Genomic DNA, 26,403 nt, shown 5'->3' with positions numbered 1-26,403 from the left:
ACCCAAGCACCGATCCCGCCCCTGCACAGCGTCGCTACGCCGACGGCAGAGCCCGGTCACCGCGAACGCGCTGGGCCCCTGCGCCCCGCGCCCGGGCCGCCCCTCGCCCGGACCGCCGCACCCCCGGCGCACCCGGCGCCGCCGTCCGCGCGAGCCGCGCCTCCAGGCCGTCGAGGATGAAGTCCAGCCCGGCGGCGAAGGTGCCGTTCCAGTCGTCGTCGCGGAGGTAGTCGCTGGCGGCGAGCGTCGGGTAGCGGTCGGCCGCGGCGCGCACCCGCTCCTGGGCCATGTCCCGCTCCTCGTCCGTCACGTCCAGCGCCACCTGCGTGGAGGCGGAGCCGAGGACGTGGTTGTGCAGCGCCCACGTGGCGGCGAGGAGGTCGCGGCCGGTGAAGCCGGCCCGTACGAGCGTGGCCTGCAGCACCTCCATCCAGGCGAGGAAATGCGGCCCGATGCCGGGCTTGCGGCGGGCCGGGACGGCGGCGGCCCAGGGGTGGCGCAGCAGCACGGCGCGCCAGGTGCCGAGCACGGCGGCGACGCCCTCGCGCCAGTCGGCGTCCGGGTTCTCCTCCAAGGTGCCGGCCGCCGGCGGCTCCACCTCGCCGAAGACCGCGTCGACCGCGAGGTCGATGACGTCGTCCTTGGTGTCGACGTGCCAGTACAGGGAGGGCGCGACGACCGCGAGCCGGTCGGCGAGGCGGCGCATGGTGAGCCGGTCGATGCCGTCCTCGTCCAGCAGCGCGACGGCCGCGGTCCCGATCCGCGCCCGGGTCAGCGGCGGCTCGCCCCTGGCCGACGTCCGCCCGGGGCGCAGCCAGATGCTCTGCGCCTCGCCTCCTGCACCACGTTTCCGCTGGTCACGCGGCTTTCTCTCGCTGCCCACCCGGCCCAGTGTAGTACGGTGTGCAACATTCCCTAACGCCGTTAGGGAGTCACATACGATGTGAGAGAAGGATGGAATCCCTTGCCGGATGAGACGCACGCACGCGCCGGGGGCCGGCGCCGCTGGTGGACCCTGCTGGCCGTCAGCACGGCCCAGTTGCTCGTCGTGCTGGACAGCACGATCGTGAACATCGCCCTGCCCTCCGCCCAGCAGTCGCTGGGCATGACCGACGCGAACCGCCAGTGGGCCATCACCGCGTACGCGCTCGCCTTCGGCGGCCTGCTGCTGATCGGCGGCCGGGTCAGCGGACTCCTCGGCCACCGCCGCGCGTTCGCCGCAGGACTCGTCGGCTTCGCCGCCGCCTCCGCCCTCGGCGGCGCCGCGACAGGGCCCGAGATGCTGTTCGGCGCCCGCGCGCTCCAGGGCGTCTTCGCCGCGCTCCTCGCGCCCGCGGGGCTGTCGCTGCTGACGACGACGTACACCGAGACGCGCGAACGCGGGCGCGCCTTCGGGGTGTTCGCCGCGGTCGGCGCGGCGGGCGCGGCGGTCGGGCTGATCGCGGGCGGGCTGCTGACGCAGTACGCGGGCTGGCGCTGGTGCCTGTACGTCAACGTGCCCGTGGCGCTCCTCGCCGCCCTCGGCACCGCGTTCGTGCCGCACGCCCCGCCGCTGCGCACCGGGGGCCGGCTCGACGTGCCGGGCGCGCTGCTCAGCACCGCCGGCTTCGGCGCCCTCGTCTACGCCTTCAGCGAGGCCGAGCCGCGCGGCTGGGGCGACCCGAAGGTGCTCGCGCTGCTCGGCGCCGGGGTGCTGCTGCTGACCGCGTTCGTCGCCGTCGAACTGCGGGCGCCGCATCCGCTGCTGCCGATGCGCGTACTGCTGCACCGGGCGCGGGGCGGGGCGTTCGCGGCGATCACGCTGATGTTCGTCGCGATGTTCGGCTTCTACCTGTTCATGAGCTACTACACGCAGACAGTGCTCGGCTACTCGCCCGTCGAGTCGGGGCTCACGCTCATCGTGAACGCCGCCGCCGCGCTCGTCGGCTCCATGCTCATCGCCGGGCGGCTGCACGGGCGGGTCGCGCCCGCGGCGCTGATCGTGCCGGGGCTGGTCGCCGCGGCGTTCGGCATGCTGATCCTGACCCGGCTCACGGCGGACACCTCGGCGGTGCTGGGGGCGTACCTCGTACCGGCGCTGGTGCTCACCGGTCTCGGCCTCGGCTGCGTCATGCCGCCGACCGCGGCGCTGGCCACCGCGCACATGCGCCCACACGAGATCGGCGCGGCCTCTGCGGCGTACAACGCGTCCCAGCAGTTGGGCGCCGCGCTGGGCACGGCGCTGCTCAACACCCTCGCCGCGAGCGCCGCCGCCGCGCACCTCACGTCGGCGGCCGGCACCACGGCGACGGCGGCCACGGTGCACGGGTACACGACGGCGCTGACGGTGGGGGCGGCGGTGCTGCTGGGCGCGGCGTGCCTGACGTCGCTGCTCGCGACGCCGCGCCCGGAGCGCGAGCCGGACGCGGAACCGGAGCCGGGGGCCGAGCCTGCGTACGCCGCGGAGCCGGAGGCGGCCGTCGCTCAGCAGATCTCGCGGACGTAGTCCGCGGCGCCCTCGGGGGAGACCGCGCGGTCGCGGCGGACGATGCTCAGGCGGTCGGCCCACTGGCCGCAGGCCGCCGCGAGCCCGCCGGGCGTGTACTCGACGACCAGCACCCGGTCGTCGAACGCCGCGGCGTAGGCGGCGCACTCGTCGTACTCGCCGCACTCCTCCGCGACCGCGAAGTCCAGCCCGGTACGCGCCCGGTCGGGGGCCAGCTCCGCGGTGTTCTTCTGCGCGACGGCCAGCCCGCGCTCGTGCGCGCGGTCGGCGAGGAGCGCGGCGTACGCGCGGGCGTGGCCGGCCGTCAGCAGGCGCGGGAAGCGGGTGTACGTGTCCAGGTTGTCGGGCTCGACGGCCTGGTAGCCCCGCTCGGCGCAGCCGTCGATCCACCGGCCGACCTTCGCCGCGATGCGCTCGCGCTTGCCGGCGGTGCGCAGATCGAGCACGGCCTCGCCCCAGTCCTCGTCGTAGACGACCTCGCCGGCCGCGTCGCGCAGCAGCAGGTCGGGGTCCCACCGGTCCTCGGCGCCCGGCTGGGCCTGGAAGGCGTTGACGTAGCAGACGTTGTACGCGCCGGGGGCGGGGGCGTCGCCGCGGTCGCGGACGACGACCTCCACGCCGGGGGGCGGGTCGTACGCGCCGCCGATCTGGTAGTCGACCCCGGCGCCCGGCGGGGGCAGCGCGGGCTCCCGCGCCGCGTCGCCGTCGTCCCAGGGGGCGACGACCAGGGCCACGACCAGGGCCACGAGCAGGGCGGCGGCCACGACGGCGGCGCCGGCGAGGACGGCGCCGGCCCGGCGGGTGCGTACACGGGTCACCCCGCCACTATCGCGCGCACGCCAGCGGCCCGGGCGGGCGCCCTGCCGCTGCCTGTGGAGCGCCTCCCTAGAATTGGCGGGTTCGCGGCCCCGACTGCCCGCGGACACCGGGGCGGAGCGGGCGGAGGGAACGGGCATGTCCCAGCAGCGACCGGGCGACGCCGGGGCGCCGACGATGCGTGACGTCGCCAACCGCGCCGGGGTCAGCACCATGACGGTCTCGCGGGTGCTGAAGGACGACGCCCGGGTCAGCGAGGAGACCCGGCGCCGCGTCCTGGCCGCCGTCGACGCCCTCGGCTACCGGCTCAACGCGACCGCGCGCAGCCTGCGTCTCGGCGGCAGCGGCATGATCGGGCTGATCGTCACCAACCTCGCCAACCCCTTCTACTCGCGGCTCGCGCTCGGCGTCCAGGAAGTGGCCTCGCAGCACGGGCTGAGCATGCTGCTCAGCAACACGGGCGAGCAACTGGACCGCGAGCGCGGGCTGGTGGAGGACCTGGCGTCGCGGCAGGTCGCGGGCATGATCGTGGTCCCGGCGGGCGGCAGCCACAGCCATCTCACGCCCGCGGCGCTGCGGGACATGCCGGTGGTGCTGGCCTCCCGGCCGCCGTCCGGCATGGAGGCGGACTGCGTCCTCGTCGACGACTTCGGCGGTGCCCGGGACGCCACCGCCCGGCTGCTCGCCGCGGGCCACCGCCGGATCGGCTTCCTCGGCAACCCGCCGGCCATCCACACCGGCGCCGAGCGCTACCGCGGCTACCGCGCCGCCCACGAGGCGGCCGGTCTGGAGCCGGACGACGGCCTCGTCCGGCGCGGGCTGACGGACGTGGCGACGGCGGAGCGGGCGGCGCGGGAGCTGCTGGCCCCGGGCGGCGCGCCCGGATCCGGTACCGCGCCCACGGCGCTCTTCTGCACCAACAACCGCCTCACCCAGGGCGCCATCCGCGCGGTCCGCGCCCTCGAACTGCCGGTCGCGCTCGCCGGGTTCGACGACTTCGACCTCGCCGACGTCCTCGGGATGCCGCTGACCATCGTGTCGTACGACGCGGACGAGATGGGCCGGCAGGCCGCGCGGCTCCTCATCGACCGCATCAACGGCGGCCCCGCCGCCTCCTGGCCACCGCGCCGCACGGTCCTGCCCACGCACGTCATCCGCTACGGGCCGGGGTGAGCCGGCGCGCGCACCGCGCCGGGCGGGTTCCCGGCGCGGGGCGTACGGGGCGTACGGCAGGCGTTGGGCGCGGACGGCGCGCGTTGGGCGCGGACGGCGCGCGTTGGGCGCGTACGGCGCGCGTTGGGCGCGGACGGGCGTCGTCAGCAGGACATGCCGTTGGGCTCGTCGATCTCGACCGAGCTGAAGAAGTCCTGGAACGAGGAGAAGAAGTTGCCCTTGCCGCCCGGGCTGGTGACCGCCATGCAGCCGGTGTAGTCGGCGTCGGACCACAGGTTGATCCAGTAACCCGTCCGGTTCCAGTCCGACTTGGCGCGGTCGTCCATGCCGACCGCGGCCAGGTCCGGGGTGTCGTCCTGGAGCGCGACCATGTCGCCGGTGCCGTCCGGTCCTGAGAAGAGGCAGTAGTGGTCGGCCGGACAGCGGTCGTAGCCGTCGGCCACCGCCTGGGCGGACGCGCCCGGGGCGGCCAGCAGGGCGGCGGCGGCCGCGGCGGCGGTGACGAGGGCGGCGTGGAGCTTCTTGGTCATCTCTCTCCTCGGTGGGGCAGAACCCGAACACCCCGCCGCCCACGGGCAACCCGGGGCGGCGGGGGGGGGGAGCATGCGCGGGCGGCGGCAGGTGCCGCCGCCCGGTTTCCGGAGCGCCTCAGTCCAGGGCCTCGAACGCCTTGACCAGCTTCCGCTGATAGTCCGTGATCTGGTAGTACGACCCGAGCTTGTAGTACTCCTCCTTGGGCGTCAGCGTGAGCCCGTAGACGAGGGTGCGGTTCTCGCCCGCGTACGCGTACGGGGCGTTGTTCGCGTACGTCGAGAACTGCGTGACCTCCGGCTCCGACGTCGTCGGGGCCAGCGCCGGGTCGGAGCTGATGACGGCGTAGCAGAGCCGGTCGCTGGCATCGGTGTCGTAGCTCAGCGTCGGGTACACCGCGAACGATCCCTTGGCGAACTCCAGCCCCAGCCCGGACGGCTCGACCAGGCCCATCTCGGCGGCCAGCGACTTCACCTGCGCCGGCTGGAGGTAATCGGTGTTCAACTCGCTGAAGTACAGGTTCACCTGCCTCTTCGGGTAATCCACGGAAACCATCTGGACCTTGTCGAGACCGTAATTGGCGAAGAGCTTGGCGTTCGCCCGCGCACTGGCCGGCATCGACGGCACGTCGAGCAGATCGGCCAGCGGCTGCGGCTCGTTGGTCGGGAAGGAGGCGTACGTCTTCTTGAATCCGGTGCTGACCATTCCGTCGATGGCGTACATACCGAGCGGGAATCCCTCGCGCAGTTCCGCGAGGAGATTGTCGACGGGGTGGCCGGTCTTTTCGGTAAGGCCGCGTTGCAGCGCCGTGGTGAACGGGTCGCCGTGGTCCGTGGGTACAGAGATGCTGAAGTCGAGTTCCGTCGCCCGGCGGCCGCCCGCCATCGAGAAGACGACGACGGCATCCGCCAGCGCGTCCTGGTACGCGGTCAGGACCGGCCGGACCTTTTCCCGTGCGACGGGCACGCCCAGGAGCCCGGCCGCTTCCTCCATGGCGGAATAGACACGTTCGACGTCGTTAGCCCCGGACATGGAATCCTCCGCTTTCGATCACGAGTGACTACGTGGGGGGCCTGGTCGGACTGGGTGGAGCCAGATCGGCACATCGGCATTCATCGGGGGGTGTCCCCAGACCGTGGCCGCCGCCTGCTGCTCCACTCCCCCGATTTTCGCCGAGCCTACGGGCCAGGACTGTGAATCCGCTTGGCGTCCACTTGGCGTCGGGCCGGTCGTCGGCGGCAGTCGGCGCTATGCACGGGACCCGCCGTGTCCGGCAGGCCCAAGTCGGCACCAACTCAGCCCCCAGTGCCGCACAAGGCAGCTACCAGATGCTGACGGCACCATGGCCGGAACGGGGATTTCCCGGCGACGGACGGGACCCATCCGCGTCGACCTCGAAGATGTACGAAGAATACCGAGAGGCGAACATGCCAACTCCCCGAGGCAGGGTCCTCCTGGCCGAGCCCCGCGGCTTCTGCGCCGGTGTCGACAGGGCAATCGAGATCGTGGAGCGTGCGCTGGACATTCACGGCGCACCGGTGTACGTGCGCAAACAGATCGTGCACAACGAGCATGTGGTACGTGAACTCGAGGAGCGCGGCGCGATCTTCGTCGACTCCGAGAACGAGGTGCCGGAGGGCGCGGTCTGCATCTTCTCCGCGCACGGCGTCTCCCCGCAGGTGCGCAGCAATGCCGCGGACCGGCAGTTGAACGTGATCGACGCGACCTGCCCGCTGGTGTCGAAAGTGCACCAGGAGGCGCGGCGGTTCGCGCGGGACGAGCGGACGCTGCTGCTGATCGGCCACGCGGACCACGAGGAGATCGAGGGCACCTACGGCGAGGCGCCGGACCGTACGCTGATCGTGGAGGACGCGGAAGAGGCGCGGCGGATCGAGCTGCCCGAGGGCACGCGGTCGGCCTTCCTCACCCAGACGACGCTGTCGGTGGACGACACGTCGGAGATCGTCGACATCCTGCGGGAGCGCTTCCCCGGGATCGTGGGCGCGGGCAGCGAGGACATCTGCTACGCGAGCCAGAACCGGCAGAACGCCGTCAAGGCCATCGCGGCGGAGAGCGACTTCGTGCTGGTCGTCGGCTCGGAGAACTCCAGCAACAGCGTACGGATGGTCGAGGTGGCCGAGACCGCGGGCACCCCGGCGAGGCTGCTCCCGTCCGTCGACTCGCTCGACCCGGCCTGGCTGGAGGGCGCGGAGACGGTCGGCGTCAGCTCGGGCGCCAGCGCACCGGAGGTGCTGGTCGAGCAGGTGGTGGCACGGCTCGCGGAACTGGGCTACGGGGAGGTCGATGCGGTCGTGACCGCGCAGGAGAACGTGGTGTTCCGGCCGCCGGCGGGCCTGGCACGCACGACGAGCGAGAAGGACGAGGCGGAGCCCGCCGGGGACCCTGGCGTGGCCACGAAACGGCTCCTCACCCGGGTCTCCGCCCGGATCGAGGACCTGCTGGCGGCGGAGCGCAAGACCTGGGACGACGTCGACGCCCGGATGACGCGGCCGATCGACGCGATCGCCCACCTGGTCGCGGCGGGCGGCAAGCGGCTGCGGCCGACGTTCTGCATCAGCGGCTACCTCGCCGCCGGCGGCGCGCTCGACGGCTCGCAGGCGGAGGACGCGGTCGTCTCCGCGGGTGCCGCGCTGGAACTGCTGCACGCCTTCGCCCTGATCCACGACGACGTGATGGACAACGCCCCGACCCGCCGCGGCCGGCCCACCGTCCACATGAAGCACGCCGCCGTGCACGCCGAACAGGGCTGGGCGGGCGAGCCCCGCCGCTACGGCGACGGCGCGGCGATCATCGCGGGCGACCTGGCGTACGGCTACGCCCACACGGCCGTGGAGGCGCTGTCGGGCCCGGCGCGCCGGGTGTGGAACCACCTCGGCACCGAGATGATCTTCGGTCAGCAGCTCGACATGTCCCTGGCCGCCGAACTCGTCCCGGACCCGGCCCTGGCGCGCTACGTCGCCGTCTGCAAGTCGGGCCAGTACACGATCCACCGGCCGCTGGCCCTGGGCGCGACCATCGCCGGCCGCGACGACCTGGACGACGCCTTCGAGACGTACGGCGTGGCGGCGGGCGAGGCGTTCCAGCTCCGCGACGACCTCCTCGACGCCTTCGGCGACCCGGAGGTCACGGGCAAGCCGGCGGGCCTCGACATCCGCCAGCACAAGATGAACCTGCTGCTCGCGCTGGCGGCGACGAAGGACGCGGAGGTGGCGCGCCTGGTCGCGGACGGCGGCGACTGGGACGCGGACCGCCTGCACGAGGCGCTGCGGGCGTCGGGGATGCGGGAGGAAGTGGAACAGCGCATCAAGGACCTGGTGGCGACGGCCCACCAGGCGCTGGAGAACGCCCCGCTGGCACCGGGCTGGCGGGAGCGGCTGAAGCAGATGGCCGTCAAGGTCGCCTACCGCGAGACCTGATCGCCGGCGGCTGGCGGCTGACGGCGCACCGCGGACCTTTGCCCGCCGTCCGCCGTCGCCGTCCGCCCCGGACACCGCGCCCTCGCCCCCGGGTCGGTCGGGGACGAAGGCGCGGGCGCGTACGTCCGGCGGGGCTACGCGCCCGGGAGGTGGCCGGTGAAGGCGGTCTGGAAGAACGCGTTCTTGGCGAAGTGCTCCAGGTAGCGCGGGTCGCTCACTTCGAGTGTGAAGAAGGCGGACGTCCCCCCGGGTTCGTCCTCGTCGGCGTCGGCCGGATCCTCGTCGTCCTCCTCGATCTTCCAGGAGACGATGATCTCTTCGGTACGGCGGGCGAACGCGCCCGGCTCCGGCGTGAGGCAGATGTAGCGGACGCCGCCCGAGGTGCCCCGCCCGCCGTAGGGGTCGATGCGGCCCTTGTAGAACTCCTCCGCCTTCACGCGGGGTATCCGCACCTCGGTGGAGCCGTCCTCCAGCAGATAGCCGTCCTCGTCCACCCACGCCTTCGGGCCGAAGTACAGCTCGAAGAGCTGCTTGAACTCGGCCTCGGTCTCGGCCGATACGGGCCCGGCACCGAAGTCGCCGCCCTCGCTCCAGGCGTCCATGATGAGCTGCAGCCCGAACGCGGGCCCCTGATTGAACCCGTAGTTGTCGGGATCGCGGTACTGCACGGTGCCGGAGAGGGTCGTCCCCCGGGTCGCCTCGGTGAAGACGTCGAAGATCATGGTCATGCGGCAGGAGCCTAGCGACGGGGACTGACATCGACTCAGATACCGCGCAGGAGGCAGGTCATCGCACCCAGCGCGGGCAGAACTCCACGTGCAGTAGGGGCGGTCGGCGTCGAGGTCGGGAAAGCCCCGCTCCGGCATGCGCGCGGTGTGCACCTCCCGGGCGGCGCCGCCCGTGCGGAGAGCTCCCGTACGCGCTTCCAGCGCGGCCGTCCGTCCGGTCCACGTACATCTCGTAGTGGGGCGGGCTCCTGTAGAGCGCCCCGTCCTCAGCGGCTCGGCCGGCCGGACCACGGCGCCGCTGCGCGCGCCGCGTCAGTAGTAGCCCTTCGTGCCGTCGACGAGTTCGCGGACGATGTCCGCGTGGCCCGCGTGCCGTCCGGTCTCCTCGATGAGGTGGATGAGGATCCAGCGGAGGTTGGCGCGGTTCCGGGGGAAGTCGGGGTGGCGGGCGACGTCGTCCAGGGAGGCGGCGGCGATGATCTCGTCGCTACGGGCGCACTGGGCCTCGTAGTCCGCGAGGACCTGCGCGAGGGTGACGCCCTCGGTGAACCAGTCGGCGTCCTCCTCCGCGGACTCGTCGAAAGCCGGGTTCCGCGAGCTGTCCCCGCCGAGGAAGATGACGTCGAGCCAGGTGTGCTCGGTCCAGCGCATATGGACGATGAGCCCGGCCATGGTCATGAGCGGCGACGTCGGGACGACGGAGCGGTGCGCGTCCGCCTCGCTCAGTCCTTCGCACTTCCATCGCAGGATTCTGCGCTGGAGTTCGAGCCAGCCGGTGAGCGAGGTGTGTTCGTCGGCGAGGAGGGGAGGGCGTTCGAAGACGTGAGACATGGTTGCGGACGCTATCGCGCGAGGTCACGGGGTGTCGCCGGGTTTTCGGCGGGGCACGGGCGGGCTCCGCGGGGGGTCGGCGGGGGTCGGCACCCGCTCCGCGGCGACCGCGGGGACCGGCCCTCGCCCCCTTCCCTCCTACGCCTCCGGCTTCTTCGCCATGACCACCACCCCCGGCCCGGTCTGCCCGTCACCCGGCAGCCGCAGCTCCGCTACCGGCCGCAGCCCCGCCCCCTCGATCACGGCCACGAACTCCTCCGGCCGCCACCTGTGCGTCGTCCAGCGCACGCCCTCCTTGCCGTACGCCTCCGTCCGGACCAGATCCCCCTCCCCCACGTGCGTCCCGGTGAGGAAGTGCCCGCCCGGCTTCAGCGCCCGCGCGAACAGGCCGAGCACCTGCGGCAGGACGTCCCGCGGGAGGTTGAACAGCGACCACCACCCGAGCACGCCGCCCAGCGACCCGTCGGCGAGTTCGAGGTCGGTCGCGGAGGAGACGCCGAAGCGGCACTGCGGGTGCAGCCGGCGGGCGTTCTCGATCATGCCGGGCGAGAGGTCCACGCCGGAGGCGTCCACACCGCGTTCGGCAAGGTACGCCGTCACCTGGCCCGGTCCGCAGCCGACGTCGAGGACGGGGCCGGAGTCGCCCACGGCGTCGGCGAACACGTCGACCGCGGCCTTCAACCAGGGGTACCGGCGGATGTCGCCCATTCCCGTCGTCTGCATCAAGTGGACGTAGTTGCCGGCCACTTGGTCATAGGACGTGCGGACGGCGTCGAGGTCTGCCGGGCGGTCGATACGGGGGGTGTCAGCGCGCATCCCGCCAAGGTAGGGCAGGGGTCTGACAGCGGCGCGGGCGCCGGTCAGTCCTTGCGGCCGACGCCCGCGTAGATGCCGATCTCCCGGTACCGCGCGGGCGGCGGCATGTCCGGGCGCCAGAACGGGACCTGCACCAGGCCGGGTTCGACCAGGCCGAAGCCGTCGAAGAACGGCTCGATCTCCGCGTACGGGCGCAGGTTCAGGCCCGCGGTGGCCCTGTTGTAGACGGCCTGCGCGTCGGTGCGGTCGGCGAAGTCGCCGGTGGCGTGGGAGAGCACCAGGAAGCTGCCGGACGGCAGCGCGTCGCGCAGGGTGGCGACGACCTCCCGGGGCCGGTCCGCGTCGGTGAGGAAGTGGAGCACGGCCACCAGGAACACCCCGACGGGCTCGTCGAAGTCGAGGACCCGGCGGACGTCGGGGTGGTCCAGGATGGACCGCACGTCGCGGACGTCGGCCTGCACGATGCTCGTCGCGCCTGCCTTGCTGAGCAGCGCGTCGGCATGAGCGCGGACGATGGGGTCGTTGTCGACGTACACCACTCGCGTGTCCGGCGCGGTCTCCTGGGCGGTCTCGTGCACGTTGGGCGCGGTGGGCAGGCCCGTACCGATGTCGAGGATCTGGCGGATGCCGTGGGCGACGACGTGGCGGACGGCGCGCTGGAGGAACGCCCGGTTGGCGCGCAGCCCGATCCGCGCCTCGGGGGCGGCGGCGACGAGCTTTTCGCCGGCCTGGCGGTCGACCTCATAGTTGTCCTTGCCGCCCAGCAGGTAGTCGTAGATCCGCGCGGGATGCGGCCTGCTGACGTCGATCTCCTCGAAACGGAAGCCCTCCGTTGTCACACTGCGCTCCTCTCGACGTCCGCCACAGTAGTACGGCAGAACGGCAGTACGACCCCGGTTCGGCATCCAGCCCCGTCGTCACGTCCGTGGAACCATGTGCCCGCGGGCACGACGATCTTCTGCCCGTTCCGAGCCGTCCACATGAACAGCGCTAGATACTTTCGGAGGCCCTTCAGCATAGAGGTGGCAGCGGGCAGTCGTGTTCACTCAGTGGCAGTGGACGGTTGGCTTTCGTGTCTCCAGCCGTCGAGGTCGCGAGACTAAGTCGACTGTTCGGCGCCGCGCTACCCCTCTTGGGGACCGACATAACGAGGTAGAGGTCGCCGAGAATCTCGGAGATTTCGTCTAGCTTGCCGCTGGACCGGGTGAAGTACAGCAACTTGGCACCATCTTCTCGGCGTTCTTGCTCGTGTCAGACGAGGATCGCAGCTGATTGCTTCGGGGCAAACAGTGCGTCGATTGCCTCTGAAGCTAGCGCGTCCACCTGAGCGGTGACCGCATCGTTCAAGCCGTTGCCCGCTGACGAGAGGTAAGCCAACAGGGAGCCGCGAACGACGGACCGGACATCTCCAGCCCCCACATCCACACCGGCCTCCAGCAGTGCGCTCAGTTCCTTCTGCGCGGTCGCCAGAGCTTCTTCGAGCGAGCCGTTCGGGTTGGTCGCGTCGTCGGCTGCCCGACGACAGACGACCACGCTGTCCAGATTCGACGGCTCCCGAGCGCCAGACTTCACGATGCTCGTCGACATCTCGCCCTTAACCGGTTGGACGGCGGTGATCACGAAGCCGGCGCGGCGAAGCGACTCGACCACCTGCACCCACCCACTGATGCGTGCCTGATGGAACGTGAAGGCGAGGAGACCACCCGGTTTCAGCACCCGTGCGCACTCGCTCCAGACAGCTTCGATGGCCTTGCCGAACTCCACCGGATCCGCGTGCTGGACTTCTCCGGTTCGCCGTGTTGTCGCCGTCGCCGCATACGCGTCGTACGGCCGCATTCCGCGAAGCCAGGCGTGGAAGAAGTCAGCGAGTTCCGCGTAGTGAACGTTGTCCATGTAGGGCGGGTCTGTGACGACTAGATCGATCGACCCATCGGGGAGATCGGTCTCCGCCGAGTTCCGCGTGGCGACGTAGGCGGTTTGGCCCTGGGCAGCTTCAAACGATGCCCATGAGTCGACAACGTTCGCAACCAGCGGCTTTGCGAGCCCGGTGACACGTTCGACCACTGCGCCTTGGTTGACGAGATCGGCGGGCTTCACCTTGTACTCATGCGCACGCTGCAGCCGACTCCTGTAGAGAGTCGAAAAAGAACCCGACGACTGCGCCGTCCCCCACGGATGGGCTTCGAGGGGCGTGCGCTCCGGCTTGAGGACGTGGTGGCTGAACATGTGCCGGACAGCGCCGGTCCCCTCGCCCTTAAAGGACGTGAAGAGACTGTTGAACTCAAGGGTGCCCGAGAAGAGTGTTGCGAGTGCTTCACGTTCTGCGGAGCCGCTGGGCAAGTCCCGGATTGCGGTCGCGATCAGCGAGAGCGAGACCAATTGGCGCGCGTTGAAGAAGTCGCGCCACTCACGGAAGTTCCACTTGAGCGCCTGGTCGGTGTTGTTTCCTCTGGCGAGCTCACCCTGCGGCAGGACCATGGAGCCGGGCAGACTGGCCAGCCGCTCGACGCACTGTGCGTAGAGGTCGCGATCCCAGTCAATGATGCTCTCATAGACCTTTGAGCCGTCCGGATTCGCGACCATCTTGGCGTACATCTCGAACTCAACCCTGTTGTCGCCAAGAGCAGTCAAGATCTTGAAGGTGTGGCCTTGCTGGCAGGTTGTGACTTGACCACGGACTGCGCCGCGATGGCCGATTTCGTGGCCGTTGGAGCACGTTTCGGAGTCGAAGTCATACCTGCTCTCCTTGACAGCCAGGCACTGAGGGCAGACGATCTGCGCCTTCGGCACCCGCTTAGGATAAGCGTTCTTGGAGAAAACTGGCGAGTCGAACAGCCGCACCTTGTCGGAGCATCCGGGGCACTGGACGGTCGCGACCCAGAAGTAGTACAAGACGGTCCGGCCGTCCTCGGTCCTATGGAGGCGGTTGATCTCCTCGCGGCAGGCAGACTCGACGGCCTCATAAGCAGCCGCCAGGCGCTCCATGTTCCAGGGCTGCATTGCTTGGCGCTGGACTAGGGTTGCCACGGGGTTGATATCGAAGCAGACGGCTCGGGCTCCGAGCTTGAGCGCTTCGACACCAGTGACACCAGAGCCAGAGAAGGGATCGAGAACGACGGCACCCTTCAGATCCAGCGGGGAAGCGTATGCCGCGGCGCCATCAGCGTCCCCGGGTGTCGTAGCCGAGGCTAGAATCCCGCGGAAGACAGTGCCGAGGCGCTTGGCCCACCACTTGTGTGTGCTGGTCGCAGGGCGGTGAACCTCCTTGCGCCAGGACTCCTTCGTGCCAACGGCACTGAGCATCGCGGCAGGAAAGGCCGACTCCAGGCTGGTCCGGGCAGGCACCACGGGCGTCATGAGCGAGGCCCACTCAGCGTGACCCTCTTCGTGTCACCCGCACCACGCGATCGGTAGGCACGGAACTGGTGCACGATACCGGCGTTCGGGTTCGGCTCCTTATTTGTGACCACCTCGTTGGTCTGCATGTTGAACTCGTAGGACACGAGCACATCGTCGGCCTCGACACGGTCCAGCTCGCCTACCTGGACGAGCTCACTCGACTGCACCTGGTACTCGGCGGGGGTGATGAGTGTGGCGAGGCTGGCCGTTCCGGTGGTCAGCGCAAAGGGCGTCGGCACGCGGTACATCTTCCGGTCGCGGACCCATATGTCGCCGTAGGAGCCGAAGCCGCGGAAGGATTTGTTCTTGTGGACATAGTCAGTGTCGGCGTTCAAGAAGCTGCCGTGGCAGACCACGAGATCGACGACGGGGTACTCGTCGACGCCGCGCTCGGCCTTGGGGTAGCGTCCGAAGACGTAGAAGATCTCGCGGCCTCTGTGACTCCCCATGGGCACCTGAGAGTTGGAATCATAATCAGCCTCTCGACCTGGGAACGCCAGGCCCTTGACCTCGTAGCCCTCTGGGTAATTGACGAGCCGGAAGTCCGGATACGTGTTCCTGCCCGGTTCGTCGTAGGCGAGGCGGCACGCTTCGATGCGTTCCCCAACCCAGTTCTGAAAGTGGTACTCCTTGTCGCTCGCCGACACCCGCTGGATCAGGTCGCCATCCGCCCGAGCGCGCTCACACTCCAGAAACACCTGCTCGACTGCGCTCACCTGCTGCCCCCTGTTTGCTCTGTTCGTCAGAACGCACCGCCCGGAGAGGGGTACGTCTTCCGGCGTTACTATATCGGCGAGCGGCGACATCGCCCTATAGACGGTGCTCGCAGCCTCGGTCACGCCGTGACTGACGGCCGCACCTGCTTTGGCTCAACCTGCACTGTCTCCGAGTCGAACGTCTGCGGGCCCCTCAGTTGGTCCCGCTTGAAGGCGCGGGAAACCTCACGGACCCGGAAGTCTTGGACGCGCTCCCCCGTGAGGGCCCGGACGTCCGAGGAGAGCGGTATGGCGCCGAGGGGCGGTTGAGTGCCACCATCCCGGAACGACCATGCGCACTGTTCCCTTTCAGATTGTGCGGGCAGTCGTACTCCCCGGCCACACCCTCCGGGCTGTCAAGGACCAGCTCCCCTCGTACCGCTCCGTGCCGGGTGTGATCGCGGTGACCCAGGTGTCACCGATCTCGACTCAGGTGACCGCGTCGAGACAGCTGAGTCCGCGCTCGAAGAAACGGTCACCCGCCGGGCCCTGAGACTCTTCTCGCCCGTGCACGAATCGCTCCACACGATTCCACCTCCGCTTGTGCCGACCGTGAGCTTAGATCCACAGGTCAGCGCGGTCCGTCGATCCGCCGGAAGGCAGAGTTACGGACGACCTGCACCTGTGCCCACACCGCCCGGCCCCGAGGCCACTGCTATGACCTGCTACGCACGCTCCAGCAACGGGATCGTTACGGGAGAGGGAACGTTTTCTGGCCCCGGAAACCTGGGGCGGAGAGCTGGTGTGTCAGCAGAGCCGTGCTGACACACCAGCACAAGAAAACACCCCCGGCCGCGTTTTTGCAGGTCAAAGGGATGAAGGTGGTGGTGCCCCCAACGGGATTCGAACCCGTGCTACCGCCTTGAAAGGGCGGCGTCCTGGGCCACTAGACGATGAGGGCCGACGGCCCGCCGGGGCGCTGGCTGAGCTGCGCTCGGGGGCTCCAGCAGGATATGGGATGGCGGGGGAGATCGCCAAAACGATTCCTGCCCAGCCCTCGCGCATCCGGCGGGCCGTGGGACGGAGGGGTCCGGGGAACCCGGGAGGGGTCAGGCGATGACGAAGAGGAGTGAGGCGAGGCCGAAGGCCGAGAGGCCGATCGTCGTCTCCATCACCGTCCAGGTCTTCAGCGTCGTCTTCACGTCCATGTTGAAGAACCGCCCCACCAGCCAGAACCCCGAGTCGTTCACGTGGCTGGCCGTGACCGACCCCGCCGCCGTGGCCAGCACGATCGCCGCGAGCTGCACCGCGTTGTAGTCCGCGTCCAGCACGACCGGCTGGATCAGCCCCGCGGCCGTCGTCAGGGCGACCGTCGCGGAGCCCTGGGCGATGCGGAGGGCGGTGGCGACGACGTAGGCGACGACGATGACCGGCAGGCCCAGGTCGCTCATCGCGTCGGCGAGGGCGTCGCCGATCCCGCTGGCGCGCAGGACGCCGCCGAACATGCCGCCGGCGCCGGTGATGAGGATGATCGCGCAGACCGGGGCGAGCGCCGAGTCGACGAGCTTCTCGATCATCTCCAGGCCCTTGCCGCGGCGCGTCCCCAGGACGTACGACGCGACGAAGACCGCCAGCAGCAGCGCCACCGGCGTCGAGCCGAGGGCGCGGGCGACGTTGTACCAGGACTCGGTGTCCTCCACCCAGCCCGCCGCGCGGGCGGTGTCCAGACCGGTGTTGGCGAAGATCAGCACCAGCGGGAGCAGGAGCAGGCCGATGACGGTGGCCGCGCTCGGCGGGTCGGTGTCCTTGTCCTCCTGCGGGCCGCCGGTGAGGATGTCCGGCACCTGGAGGACGATCTTCTCGCCGATCCACAGGCCGTAGAGGTAGCTGGTGACGTACCAGATCGGGATGGCCATGACCACGCCGATCGCCACGACCAGACCCACGTCCGCGCCCAGCAGTTCGGTGGCGGCGACCGGGCCGGGGTGCGGCGGCACGAAGACGTGCATGACGGAGAACGCGCCGGCGGCGGGCAGCCCGTAGCGCAGGACGCCGCCGCCGAGGCGGCGGGCGATGGTGAAGACGATCGGCAGCATCACGACGAGGCCGGCGTCGAAGAAGATCGGGAAGCCGAAGATCAGCGACGCGACGCCGAGCGCGAAGGGGGCGCGGTCCTCGCCGAACTTCCGGATCATGGCGTCCGCGAGGCTCTGCGCGCCGCCGCTGACCTCCACCAGCCGGCCCAGCATCGCGCCGAGGCCGACGAGCAGCGCGACGCTGCCGAGCGTCGTGCCGAAGCCGTCCGTCGCCACGGGGATCACCTGGGCGGCCGGGATGCCGGCGGCGAAGGCGGTGAGGATGCTGATGGTGACCAGCGCGAGGAAGGCGTGCACGCGCAGGTAGATCACCATGAACAGGAGCACGGCCACGGCCGCGCCGGCTATCGCGAGCAGCGGGCCCGCGGACATCGTCTGGGTCCAGTCTTCGACCTCTTGGGCCAGATGCACCGTCGTCATCGGAAAAGCTCCATCGCTTCTCGGGTACGGGGACGGGGTTGTGGTCGGGGGTGCGGGGAGGGGGGACGGGTCGGTCGAGCGGGTTGGGTGGGTTGAGCGGTTGAGTGGGTTGAGCGGTTGAGTGGGTCAGGAGGACGGGGGCGTTACCTGTCCGGTGAGGGCTCCGGCAGGCCCAGGCGGCGTAGCGCCTCCTCCGCCACCTCCTCCGGCGTCCCCCGGATGTCCACCGCCACCCCGTCCTCGTCCTCCGTCAGCGGCTCCAGGTCCGCCAACTGCGAATCCAGCAGCGCCGGCGGCATGAAGTGGCCCGACCTGCCGCCCAGTCGGCGGGCGAGCGTGTCGTGGTCGCCGTGCAGGTGGACGAAGCGGACGCGGGGGCCGGCTTCGCGGAGGATGTCGCGGTAGGCGCGCTTGAGGGCGGAGCAGGTGACGATCGCGTTCTCGCCGGCGTCCGCCCGCCCCGCCAGCCACGCGGCGATCGCCCGCAGCCACGGCTCGCGGTCGGCGTCGGTGAGGGGGGTGCCGGCGCGCATCTTCTCGATGTTCGTACGGGGGTGGAAGTCGTCGGCCTCCGCGAGCGCCCAGCCGAGCCGGTCGGCGAGGAGCCGGGCGACAGTGCTCTTGCCGGCGCCGGAGACACCCATGACCACGAGCCCGGTGTGGGTGCCCGGGGTGGTCGGCCGGTGCGTGGAAGGCGGGGACATCAAGACCTCCCTAGAATGGTGTTACCAATCGCCGGGAAAGGTAGCACCAATGTGCGAGATCGGGGAAGGACCCTGCCCGGGATACTCTTCAGCGGTGGAGCTACAGGACGTTGGCCATGGGAAGCGGGAGTACGCGACGTCCCCGCCGCCCCCCGCCACCGACTCCGTCGTCCTCCACAGTTCGGTCCTCGACACCCTCGGCGAGGAGATCACCGGCAACGCCCTCCCCGAGGGCCACGTGCTCACGCTGGAGCAGATCCGCGAGCGCTTCGGCGTCTCCCGCACCGTCGCCCGCGAGACCATGCGGATCCTGGAGTCGATGGGCCTGGTCCGCTCCCGCCGCCGGGTCGGCATCACCGTCCAGCCCCGCGCCTCGTGGAACGTCTACGACCCCCGCGTCATCTGGTGGCGCCTCTCGGGACCCGGCCGCAACGCGCAGCTCCGCTCGCTGACCGAACTCCGCATCGCCGTCGAGCCGCTCGCCGCCGGTGCCGCCGCCCGCAGCGCCTCCGCCGCGGAGCGCGAACGGGCCACCGAGATCGCCGCCACCCTCCGCACCCTCGGCGAGGCCGGCGACCTCGACCGCTTCCTGGCGGCGGACATCGCCTTCCACACCCTGCTGCTCCAGGCCAGCGGCAACGAGATGTTCGGCGCGCTCGCCGACGTCGTCGCCGTCGTCCTCCAGGGCCGTACCCAACTCGGCCTCATGCCCCACCACCCCGAGCCCGCGGCCCTCGACCTGCACGAGGCCGTCGCCGACGCGGTCGCGGGCGGCCGGCCGCGGGACGCGGAGACCGGGATGCGGGAGCTGCTGGCGGAGGTGCGGCACGCGATGCTGCCGCTGTGGGAGCCGCGTAGGCGCAGGGGGTGAGCGCACGCGGGTCGCGTACGGGCACGTCACGCTCACCGATGACGCTCACCGATGACGCGTGCCTGCGTCCGGTGCGCCCGTCCCCGTACGGCAAAGGGCCCCGCCCGTCGTCCTTCGACGACCGGCGGGGCCCCTCGGCTGTCCGGCTCCTGTGAGCCGGAAGCCGTCAGTGCTTCTCCAGCTCCACCTTCGGCAGGATCTTCGCGAGCGGCGCCGGCAGCCACCAGGCGCGCTTGCCCATCAGCTCCATCGCCGCAGGCACGATCATGCATCGGATGATGACCGCGTCGACGAAGATCGCCACCGCGAATGCCAAGCCCGACTGTTGCAACATCCGTGTCGGGCTGAGGACGAAGGCCGCGAAGATCACGATCATGATCGAGCCCGCCGCCGTGATCACCGAGCCGGTGTGGGCCAGGCCCTCCCGTACGGCGCGCGAGGGGTCGCCGTCCTTGGAGTTGACCCATTCCTCGTGCATCCGGGAGATCAGGAAGATCTCGTAGTCCATCGAGAGGCCGAAGACGATCGCGAAGATCATCACCGGCACGTACGCCTCGATCGGTCCGCCCTCGAAGCCGAACCGCCCGTCCTGGAAGACCAGCTTCATCACGCCCAGCGCGGCGCCGATGCTGAGGAGGTTCAGGAACGCGGCCTTCAGCGGGATGAGAATCGATCGGAACACCGCCATCAGCAGGACGATCGCGAGCCCCACGACGATGATCATGAACAGTGGCATCCGGTCGGCGAGCTTGCCGGCGTAGTCCTCGGACGCGGCCGTGCCTCCGCCGACGAAATATTCCGCGCCGTTGTCCGCCGTCAGCCCCGGCAGCACGTCGTCGCGCAGGGTGCCGACGAGCTCCGTGGTCTCCTCGTCCTGCGGCGAGGTGACGGGGTAGACGAGAACCGTCGCGGCCTCGCCGTCCGGCGTGGGCATCGGGGGCACGGCGGCCGCGACGCCTTCGGTCTCGCCCAGCGTCTGCGCCGCCGCGGTGGCGGCCTCTTCTGCGCTGCCGTCGCCGCCGTCGGTCACGACCAGCAGCGGGCCGTTGAACCCGGGGCCGAAGCCGTCGGAGAGCAGGTCGTATGCCTGGCGGCTGGTGGAGTCGCTCGGGTCGTTGCCCGCGTCGTTGAAGCCGAGGCGGATGCTCAGCGCCGGGAAGGCGAGGGCGCCGAGGAGCACCGCCGCCGTCAGCAGGGCGGCGAGCGGGCGCTTCTGCACCGCCGTCGCGAGCTTCCGCCACCGCTCGCCGTCCTGGGACTTGCCCTTGGCCTTGCGCTTCTCGGCCCGCGCGAGGAACTGGCGGGCGAAGCGCTTGCCGAAGATGCTGAGCAGCGCGGGCAGCAGCGTCAGCGAGGCGATCATCGTCATCAGCACGGTCAGTGCCACGGACAGCGCCATGCCCTGGATCGAGCCGAGCCCGAGGGCGGTGAGGCCGAGCAGCGCCAGGAGGACGGTGCAGCCGGCGAAGAACACCGACCGGCCCGCGGAGTCCATGGCCGTGATGGTGGCCCGTTCCGGCTCCACGCCCTTCACGAGTTCGGTGCGGTAGCGCGCGAAGATCAGCAGCGCGTAGTCGATGCCGACGCCGAGGCCGACGAGGAACATGACCGGCGGCGTCCAGGACGCGATGGTGAAGAGGTGCGACGCCAGGATGATGACGCCGACCGTCGAGCCGACCGCGAAGAGGGCGATCATGATGGGCAGGCCGGCCGCGATGAAGGTGCCGAACATCAGCACCAGGATGACCAGCGCGGCGACGAGGCCCACCATCTCACCGACGCCGGTCTCGCCCTCCGCCAGCGCCCGGACGGCTTCACCGCCCAGCTCGACCTGGAGTCCCTCGCCCTCGATCTCCTGCGCGGCGTCGAGGATGCGCTCGGTGTCCTCCACCGGCATGTCCACCGATGCCACCTCAAGCTGCACGGTGGCGTAGCCGATCGTGCCGTCTTCGGAGATGGCGTTCGGGTTCTCGTAGACGCTCTGGACGCCGCCGACGTTGGGCAGCTCCGCGACGTCCGCGAGCATCGGCTCGACGCGCTGCTGCACCTGGGCGAGCCCGCCCTCGTCGTGCAGGACGATCTCGATGGTGTCCCCGGCGCGCTCCGCGCCGTGATCTTTCAGCAGGTCGGCGGCGGCCTGCGCCTCGGTGCCGGGGAGGGACATGTCGTCCTTGTAGGTGTCGCCCACGGCGGTGGCAACGCCGTACACGCCGAACAGGACCACCACCCACAGGATCACGGCGAGCCATTTGCGTCGGTAGGCGAAACCCCCGACCCGGACGAACACCCCCTTCTGCAGGGGCGGTTCCGCGGTTTCTTCTCGATTATCGGTAATCGTCATGGTCTCTTCCCCGGAGGGTCGTCAAGCGTCCCCGGGGTGGCCCCGGGCTTCCGTAGCCTGTTGACGACGTAGCCCTTCGAGGTGTGACATGGACACTCGTCGGAACTGGGCCGTGTCACCATGTGACCGGCCCTTCGGCTGAACGGGACAGGGGAATGACGAATCGGGACGCGCAGGACGCCGCACCGGACACCAAACAGGGCGCCCCGCGGGACACGGAGGAAATGCTCGCACGGTCTTTCGAGGCCAACAGACCGCGGCTGCTGCGTGTGGCGTACACGATGACCGGCTCCCTGGTGGAGGCCGAGGACTGCGTGCAGGAGGCGTGGCTGCGGCTGCGGCGGCTCGACGACCCCGGCTATGTCCGCGACCTGAGCGCCTGGCTGACGACGACGGTCAGCCGGCTGGCGCTGGACGCGCTGAGCAGCGCGCGGGCGCGGCGCGAGCAGTACGTGGGCACGTGGCTGCCGGAGCCGCTGGTCGCGGACCGCTCGGACGACCCGGCCGACCGGGTGACGCTGGACGAGTCGGTGAGCATGGCGCTGCTGGTGGTGCTGGAGCAGTTGTCGCCGGCCGAGCGCACCGCGTTCGTGCTCCACGACGTCTTCAGCGTGCCGTTCCCCGAGATCGCCGAGGTCGTCGGCCGCTCGCCGGCGGCGGTACGGCAGTTGGCGTCGCGGGCGCGGCGGCAGGTGGAGGACGGCAGGCCGCGGACGCCGGCGACGGAGGCGCAGCAGCGGGAGCTGGTGGCGGCGTTCACCGCGGCGTGCCAGGACGGCGACCTGCCGGGGCTGATCGCGCTGCTCGACCCGGACGTGGTGCTGCGGGGCGACGGCGGCGGCAAGGCCGTCACGCTGCAGCGCACCGAGCGCAAGTCGGGCCGGGTGGCGCAGATGATCGTCGCGTACGCGGGCTACGTGGGCCCGTTGGACATCCGCCCGATCAAGGTCAACGGCACGGCGGGGCTGGCGATGCGGGGCAACGACGGGTACCTGTCGGTGCTGTCGTTCACGGTGGACGCGGGGCGGATCACGGCGATCGACATCATGCGCAATCCCGACAAGCTGGCGAGGGTCCCGGACCTGGACTGAGACCTGGACCGAGCGGGGCCCCCGCGGCGGCCCCCTGGGCTCGGTGCCCGGCGCTCAGCTCCGCGGGACCGGGAAGGCCACCGGGCTGCGCTGCCCGGCGCGGTTCACGGCCCGTACGCCGAAGAAGAGGTTGTCCTTCGACGCGCGCACGGTGTGCCGGGTCACGTCGCCGACCGGCTCCACCTGCGTCCACTCCGGCGCCGTCGTCTCCCGCCGCACCACCTCGTACCCGGCGAGGTCCGGCTCCGTACCGCGGTCCCACACCAGCTCCGTGTCGTTGGTCAGCGCGGAGGTGACGATGCCCACGCCCGTCGGCGTGCCCGGGGCCTGGGCGAGGGTCCAGACGGCGGCGAGGTTGACCCGCGCGACGCGCGCGATGTAGCCGAAGTCGCAGAACTCGGGCAGGTCGCCGTACTGCTTGCCGTCCTCCACGCGGACGTCCTGGTGCTGGTGCGCGTAGTCCTCGGCGGGCTCGGTGAAGCGGGCGGCGGGGAAGCGGCGTTCGAGGAACGGGATGTGGTCGCCGCCGCGGAGGTAGCGGTCGCGGCGGTAGATCACGCGGACGCCCATGCCGGTGGCGTCGTTGTCCGCCACGTCGCGTACGAAGCGGGCGAGCTGCCGCGCCGGGGAGTCGTTCTCGCCGCCGACGGAGCGGCGGGTGTTGGCCTCGGCGGGGGTCTCGGCGGTGGGGACGCCCTCGGCGAAGAGCCGTACGGTACCGGGGTCGCGGGTGCCGTCGTCGGCGGTGGAGCTGCCGACGATGTCGTTGGTGAACATGCCCTGGACCCGGGTGCCCCTGATCCGGAACTGCTCGGCCATGTGCGCGGCCCCGTAGAGCCCCTGCTCCTCCCCCGCCACCGCGGCCAGCACGATCGTCGCGGCGGTGCGGCGGGTGGCCAGCACCCGGGCCAGCTCCATGGCGACGGCGACGCCGGAGGCGTCGTCGTCGGCACCGGGGGCGTCGGAGGTGGCGTCCATGACGTCGCTGGCGCGGGAGTCGTAGTGGCCGGAGACGACGTAGACGCGGTCGGGGTCGGTGTCGCCGCGCAGGGTGGCGAGGACGTTGGTGATGCGGGTCGGGACGGGGATGCGGTTGGCGGGCTGCTGGACGTACGACTGCAGCTCGACGGTCATCCGGCCGCCGGACGCGGCGGCGTGCTGGCGCATCCGGCGGTGGATCCAGTCGCGGGCGGCGCCGATGCCGCGGTCGGGGTCGTCCTGGGTGGAGAGGGTGTGCCGGGTACCGAAGGCGGCGAGGCGGCGTACGTCTGCCTCGATCCGTCCTGCGTCCACCTCGGCGAGCAGGGCCCGCAGCTCCCGTCCGGGCCGCTGGACGGTGGCTGGCGGGCGGCCCGAGCCCTGGTCCGCGGGCGCGGCGGGGCCGCTCGCGGCGGCCGGCCCGGCCGTGACCCCGGCGGCGGCGGTGGCAGCGGCACCGGCCGCCAGGACGGTCCTCCGGTTCGTACCTCGCGGTTGCGGCGACACGGGGTCTCCCCTCCGTCAAACGGCAGTGGCCATGTCAATTACGGGCGCTGCCATGCTCGTTGACGCCGAGGTACCTGACAACCCCGCGCCACGGCGCACGCCGCCGCCGGGCGCACCGGGAGTGACGAGACGCCCCCACGCCGGTGGTGGCCGGGTGGGGGCGTCGGGCCCGGACGGGTGGTCCGGGGTGGGCGGGGCGGGGGAGGGTCCGCCCGGCCGGTCAGGGGGCGGTGCCCCAGGTGAGCGTGCCGGAGGTGTAGACGCCGACCCGCGGGTTGTCCGCGTAGCCGGTGTTCGTCGCGCGGCTGTAGTCGTCCGACTCGTTGAAGTTCGACCAGTCGCTCTTCGCCAGCCGCACCTGGATCTCGCCCGTCGACGCGCCCGGCGCCAGCGTGCCGGAGCCGAAGCCCACCTCCAGGTACCGGTCCGCGCCGGGTGCGGAGGAGCCGGACGCGCTCACGCCGTGCGTGACGCTCCCGCAGCCGACGACGGCCCAGTCGCACCACGTGGCGAACGACGTCGCGCCGGAGTCGCCGCTGAACCAGTAGCGGACCTTGACCGTGGCCAGGTTCACCGGCGTGCTGCCGGTGTTGACGAGCTGGAGGCCCATCCGGATCTGGCTGTCGGCCGCGGCCGTGTCGGTGTTCTTGTACTGCGCCTTCACCGCGCCGCCCCCGCCGCCGTCGCTCCCGGTGGTGGCGGTCACCGTGGGCGTACGCGCCGAGGCGTTGCCCGCCGCGTCGCGGGCGCGGACGGCGTAGGCGTACGACGTGCCCGCCCGCAGGCCGCTGTCCGTGAACGACGTGCCGGCCGTCGAGCCGACCTGCGTGCCGTCGCGGAAGACGTCGTACGCGGTGACGCCGACGTTGTCGCTCGACGCCGTCCAGGACAGGGAGGCGCTGGCGCCCGTCGTCCCGGTCACCCGGAGCCCGGTGGGGACGGTCGGCGCCTGGGTGTCGTCGCCGGGGCCCGGGCCGCCGCCGACCGGAGGGTAGGCGTTCGCGACGAGCTGGCGGAACTGCGCGGAGAACCAGTGGCCTGACAGCGGCGAGTCGGCCAGCGCGCCGGTCGGGCTGTTGCCGTTGCGCGGGTTGCCCTCGTACGTGGGGTCGCACATCCGGTCGAAGCCCTTGCCCTCGTCGTTGTCGATCGCCCGGCTGGAGCCGTCCGACTCGCCCGGGGGCTTGGCCCACACGTACGCGTCGATCCCCGACTCGGGTGCGGCGACGGGCCGTTCGCCCAGACCCGCGCCGGACTGGTTGCACCAGTTGCCGGCGTGGATGCGCCGGTCGACGCGGCCGCCGTTGACGAAGTCGTCCACGGAGGTGGTCGGCCCGGGGCCGGTGGGCCGGGCGGCGCCGCCCCAGCCGTTGCGGGAGGTGTCGATCAGCATGCCGATTCCCGGGTCGAAGCCGCCGCGGGAGACGAGGAGGCCGCGCAGCGCCTGGGCGTAGGACAGCTCGTCGACGTACTGGTTCCAGTCGACCCACTTCGCCTGCCGCACCGGGGTGCCGCCCACGTTGCCACCCACCTCGAAGTACGGCTCGTGCAGGGCGGAGTAGTTGGCCGTGTTGACGATGAAGCCGTGCACGTCCCCGACGGTGGCGCCCTCGGAGGTGGCGGCCTTCTTGAACTCGTCCACGGCGGGCGCCAGGTTGGAGTCCCAGCCGAGCCAGCCGTGGTGGGCGGCGTCGACGTAGTTGTAGACGTTGGGGATGTCGGCCAGCGTGCTCAGCGCGTAGCCGACGCCCTTCTCGTAGTTGCCGAGCTGCTTCATCCGTACGCAGGCGTCCGTGGAGCCGTCGGTGCCGCCGGCGTTGGTGACCATGTTGGGCAGCGAGTCGGGCTCGATGAGCGTGACGATGCGCAGGCTCGCGTACTGGGGATCGGCCAGGATGTCGGCGATCGGGTCGATGTACTGGGACTTGTAGAGGTCGAGTTCCTCGGGCTTCAGCTCGCCGTTGGAGGCGAGCGCGGAGCAGTCGCGGCCCGGCAGATTGTAGATGACGACCTGGAACAGGTCGGCGCCCTGGGCCAGCGCCTCGTCCAGGTGCCGTTCCAGGCCCCAGGCGTCGCCGACGCCGCCGATGGCGGCCCGGCGGTCCATCCAGACGAAGGTGGGCTCGTCGGCGACGGCGGCGCCGCCGTCGGCCGCGGCCCTCGCCGACCACTGGGGGTTCACGTACGGGGTGGCGCCGGCGTACGGGTTGTCCACGCGGGCGGCCGCGCCCGCGGCGGGCGCCGCGGTGCCGGTGAGCACCAACGCGGCGCCGACGGCGAGTGCGGCGAGGATCGCCGCGGGGCGCCAGGGTCTGCGTCGCGTACGGGCACGGGTGCTGGTGCGTGGTCCGCCACTGCTTCGGCCGGGGCTGCCGCCACTGCCGGTTCCACTGCTGCTTCTTCGCGCTGTCATCGCGGCTCTCGTGCTCCTCTCGGATAGCGGGACCGGTGGCGGGACGCAGCGGGAAGGCTCTCCCGCCACCG

Annotated in this window: 20 protein-coding genes and 1 tRNA gene; 5 read left to right on the top strand and 16 right to left on the bottom strand. The window is 71.1% G+C overall.

Features of this window, described 5'->3' with window-relative positions:
* Positions 1 to 34 precede the first annotated feature (34 nt).
* Entirely contained in the window at positions 35 to 883 is an 849-nt protein-coding gene (locus tag OG946_RS20550; protein ID WP_326797519.1) for a TetR/AcrR family transcriptional regulator C-terminal domain-containing protein, read from the bottom strand.
* Between the two features lie 81 nt (positions 884 to 964).
* On the opposite strand from OG946_RS20550, the gene OG946_RS20545 reads away from it, so the two are divergent.
* Complete coding sequence (locus OG946_RS20545; protein ID WP_326797518.1) at positions 965 to 2,485, top strand: MFS transporter; 1,521 nt, start codon at positions 965 to 967, stop codon at positions 2,483 to 2,485.
* Here the strand turns inward: OG946_RS20545 and OG946_RS20540 are convergent.
* Positions 2,464 to 3,303: an endo alpha-1,4 polygalactosaminidase gene (locus tag OG946_RS20540; RefSeq protein WP_326797517.1), complete on the bottom strand. Its 840-nt coding sequence runs from the start codon at positions 3,301 to 3,303 to the stop codon at positions 2,464 to 2,466. The two genes, OG946_RS20545 and OG946_RS20540, sit on opposite strands and share 22 nt — an antisense overlap.
* A 136-nt stretch (positions 3,304 to 3,439) precedes the next feature.
* On the opposite strand from OG946_RS20540, the gene OG946_RS20535 reads away from it, so the two are divergent.
* A complete protein-coding gene (locus tag OG946_RS20535; protein ID WP_326797516.1) occupies positions 3,440 to 4,474 on the top strand; it encodes a LacI family DNA-binding transcriptional regulator in 1,035 nt (344 codons plus the stop codon).
* A 143-nt stretch (positions 4,475 to 4,617) separates the two neighbouring features.
* Here OG946_RS20535 and OG946_RS20530 read toward each other — a convergent pair whose 3' ends face one another.
* Together OG946_RS20530 and OG946_RS20525 are read right to left on the bottom strand one after the other, a co-directional pair.
* Positions 4,618 to 5,004 (bottom strand): peptidase inhibitor family I36 protein, encoded by a 387-nt coding sequence (locus OG946_RS20530; protein ID WP_326797515.1) that lies wholly within the window; start codon positions 5,002 to 5,004, stop codon positions 4,618 to 4,620.
* Positions 5,005 to 5,122: 118 nt separating this feature from the next.
* Entirely contained in the window at positions 5,123 to 6,037 is a 915-nt protein-coding gene (locus OG946_RS20525; RefSeq protein ID WP_326797514.1) for an aromatic prenyltransferase, read from the bottom strand.
* 395 nt (positions 6,038 to 6,432) lie between these two features.
* Here OG946_RS20525 and OG946_RS20520 point away from each other — a divergent pair, with 395 nt between their 5' ends.
* Positions 6,433 to 8,442, top strand: coding sequence for a 4-hydroxy-3-methylbut-2-enyl diphosphate reductase (locus OG946_RS20520; protein WP_326797513.1), 2,010 nt, complete (start codon positions 6,433 to 6,435; stop codon positions 8,440 to 8,442).
* A 134-nt stretch (positions 8,443 to 8,576) separates the two neighbouring features.
* Here the strand turns inward: OG946_RS20520 and OG946_RS20515 are convergent, their stop codons facing one another.
* The 9 genes from OG946_RS20515 to OG946_RS20475 all read right to left on the bottom strand — a co-directional run bounded on the left by OG946_RS20515 (position 8,577) and on the right by OG946_RS20475 (position 18,131).
* Positions 8,577 to 9,170: a hypothetical protein gene (locus tag OG946_RS20515; protein WP_326797512.1), complete on the bottom strand. Its 594-nt coding sequence runs from the start codon at positions 9,168 to 9,170 to the stop codon at positions 8,577 to 8,579.
* 312 nt (positions 9,171 to 9,482) lie between these two features.
* Positions 9,483 to 10,001, bottom strand: coding sequence for a DinB family protein (locus OG946_RS20510; RefSeq protein ID WP_326797511.1), 519 nt, complete (start codon positions 9,999 to 10,001; stop codon positions 9,483 to 9,485).
* A gap of 138 nt (positions 10,002 to 10,139) precedes the next feature.
* The gene (locus tag OG946_RS20505; RefSeq protein ID WP_326797510.1) at positions 10,140 to 10,817 is read right to left on the bottom strand and encodes a class I SAM-dependent methyltransferase; all 678 of its coding nucleotides are present in this window, start codon (positions 10,815 to 10,817) and stop codon (positions 10,140 to 10,142) included.
* A 44-nt stretch (positions 10,818 to 10,861) separates the two neighbouring features.
* The gene (locus OG946_RS20500; RefSeq protein WP_326797509.1) at positions 10,862 to 11,656 is read right to left on the bottom strand and encodes an SAM-dependent methyltransferase; all 795 of its coding nucleotides are present in this window, start codon (positions 11,654 to 11,656) and stop codon (positions 10,862 to 10,864) included.
* A gap of 412 nt (positions 11,657 to 12,068) precedes the next feature.
* The gene (locus OG946_RS20495) at positions 12,069 to 14,120 is read right to left on the bottom strand and encodes a DNA methyltransferase (protein WP_326797508.1); all 2,052 of its coding nucleotides are present in this window, start codon (positions 14,118 to 14,120) and stop codon (positions 12,069 to 12,071) included.
* 50 nt (positions 14,121 to 14,170) lie between these two features.
* Complete coding sequence (locus tag OG946_RS20490) at positions 14,171 to 15,055, bottom strand: hypothetical protein (RefSeq protein WP_326797507.1); 885 nt, start codon at positions 15,053 to 15,055, stop codon at positions 14,171 to 14,173.
* A 741-nt stretch (positions 15,056 to 15,796) separates the two neighbouring features.
* Positions 15,797 to 15,872 (bottom strand) — tRNA-Glu (locus tag OG946_RS20485).
* A 148-nt stretch (positions 15,873 to 16,020) separates the two neighbouring features.
* A complete protein-coding gene (locus OG946_RS20480) occupies positions 16,021 to 17,427 on the bottom strand; it encodes a GntP family permease (protein ID WP_326797506.1) in 1,407 nt (468 codons plus the stop codon).
* Between the two features lie 143 nt (positions 17,428 to 17,570).
* Positions 17,571 to 18,131, bottom strand: a complete 561-nt coding sequence (locus tag OG946_RS20475; protein WP_326797505.1) for a gluconokinase — start codon at positions 18,129 to 18,131, stop codon at positions 17,571 to 17,573.
* A gap of 94 nt (positions 18,132 to 18,225) precedes the next feature.
* Between OG946_RS20475 and OG946_RS20470 the strand changes: the two genes are divergently transcribed.
* Complete coding sequence (locus OG946_RS20470; protein ID WP_326797504.1) at positions 18,226 to 19,002, top strand: FadR/GntR family transcriptional regulator; 777 nt, start codon at positions 18,226 to 18,228, stop codon at positions 19,000 to 19,002.
* A 166-nt stretch (positions 19,003 to 19,168) separates the two neighbouring features.
* Here the strand turns inward: OG946_RS20470 and OG946_RS20465 are convergent, their stop codons facing one another.
* A complete protein-coding gene (locus OG946_RS20465; RefSeq protein ID WP_326797503.1) occupies positions 19,169 to 21,343 on the bottom strand; it encodes an MMPL family transporter in 2,175 nt (724 codons plus the stop codon).
* 155 nt (positions 21,344 to 21,498) lie between these two features.
* On the opposite strand from OG946_RS20465, the gene sigJ reads away from it, so the two are divergent.
* Positions 21,499 to 22,434 (top strand): RNA polymerase sigma factor SigJ, encoded by a 936-nt coding sequence (gene sigJ, locus OG946_RS20460; protein ID WP_326797502.1) that lies wholly within the window; start codon positions 21,499 to 21,501, stop codon positions 22,432 to 22,434.
* Between the two features lie 54 nt (positions 22,435 to 22,488).
* Here sigJ and OG946_RS20455 read toward each other — a convergent pair whose 3' ends face one another.
* Positions 22,489 to 23,919 (bottom strand): M20/M25/M40 family metallo-hydrolase, encoded by a 1,431-nt coding sequence (locus tag OG946_RS20455; RefSeq protein ID WP_326797501.1) that lies wholly within the window; start codon positions 23,917 to 23,919, stop codon positions 22,489 to 22,491.
* A gap of 220 nt (positions 23,920 to 24,139) precedes the next feature.
* Complete coding sequence (locus tag OG946_RS20450) at positions 24,140 to 26,179, bottom strand: glycoside hydrolase family 6 protein (protein WP_326800320.1); 2,040 nt, start codon at positions 26,177 to 26,179, stop codon at positions 24,140 to 24,142.
* Between the last annotated feature and the right edge of the window lie 224 nt (positions 26,180 to 26,403).

The organism is Streptomyces sp. NBC_01808 (genome assembly GCF_035917395.1).
Lineage (GTDB): Bacteria > Actinomycetota > Actinomycetes > Streptomycetales > Streptomycetaceae > Streptomyces.
This window is presented reverse-complemented; position numbering and strand designations above follow the sequence as displayed.

Bases quoted from the DNA above. Each gene is read 5' to 3' on its own strand.
- OG946_RS20535 (WP_326797516.1), top strand. From the start codon at position 3,440: ATGTCCCAGCAGCGACCGGGCGACGCCGGGGCGCCGACGATGCGTGAC.
- OG946_RS20530 (WP_326797515.1), bottom strand. From the start codon at position 5,004: ATGACCAAGAAGCTCCACGCCGCCCTCGTCACCGCCGCCGCGGCCGCC.
- OG946_RS20525 (WP_326797514.1), bottom strand. From the start codon at position 6,037: ATGTCCGGGGCTAACGACGTCGAACGTGTCTATTCCGCCATGGAGGAA.
- OG946_RS20520 (WP_326797513.1), top strand. From the start codon at position 6,433: ATGCCAACTCCCCGAGGCAGGGTCCTCCTGGCCGAGCCCCGCGGCTTC.
- OG946_RS20515 (WP_326797512.1), bottom strand. From the start codon at position 9,170: ATGACCATGATCTTCGACGTCTTCACCGAGGCGACCCGGGGGACGACC.
- OG946_RS20510 (WP_326797511.1), bottom strand. From the start codon at position 10,001: ATGTCTCACGTCTTCGAACGCCCTCCCCTCCTCGCCGACGAACACACC.
- OG946_RS20505 (WP_326797510.1), bottom strand. From the start codon at position 10,817: ATGCGCGCTGACACCCCCCGTATCGACCGCCCGGCAGACCTCGACGCC.
- OG946_RS20495 (WP_326797508.1), bottom strand. From the start codon at position 14,120: ATGCTCAGTGCCGTTGGCACGAAGGAGTCCTGGCGCAAGGAGGTTCAC.
- OG946_RS20480 (WP_326797506.1), bottom strand. From the start codon at position 17,427: ATGACGACGGTGCATCTGGCCCAAGAGGTCGAAGACTGGACCCAGACG.
- OG946_RS20475 (WP_326797505.1), bottom strand. From the start codon at position 18,131: ATGTCCCCGCCTTCCACGCACCGGCCGACCACCCCGGGCACCCACACC.
- OG946_RS20465 (WP_326797503.1), bottom strand. From the start codon at position 21,343: ATGACGATTACCGATAATCGAGAAGAAACCGCGGAACCGCCCCTGCAG.
- sigJ (WP_326797502.1), top strand. From the start codon at position 21,499: ATGACGAATCGGGACGCGCAGGACGCCGCACCGGACACCAAACAGGGC.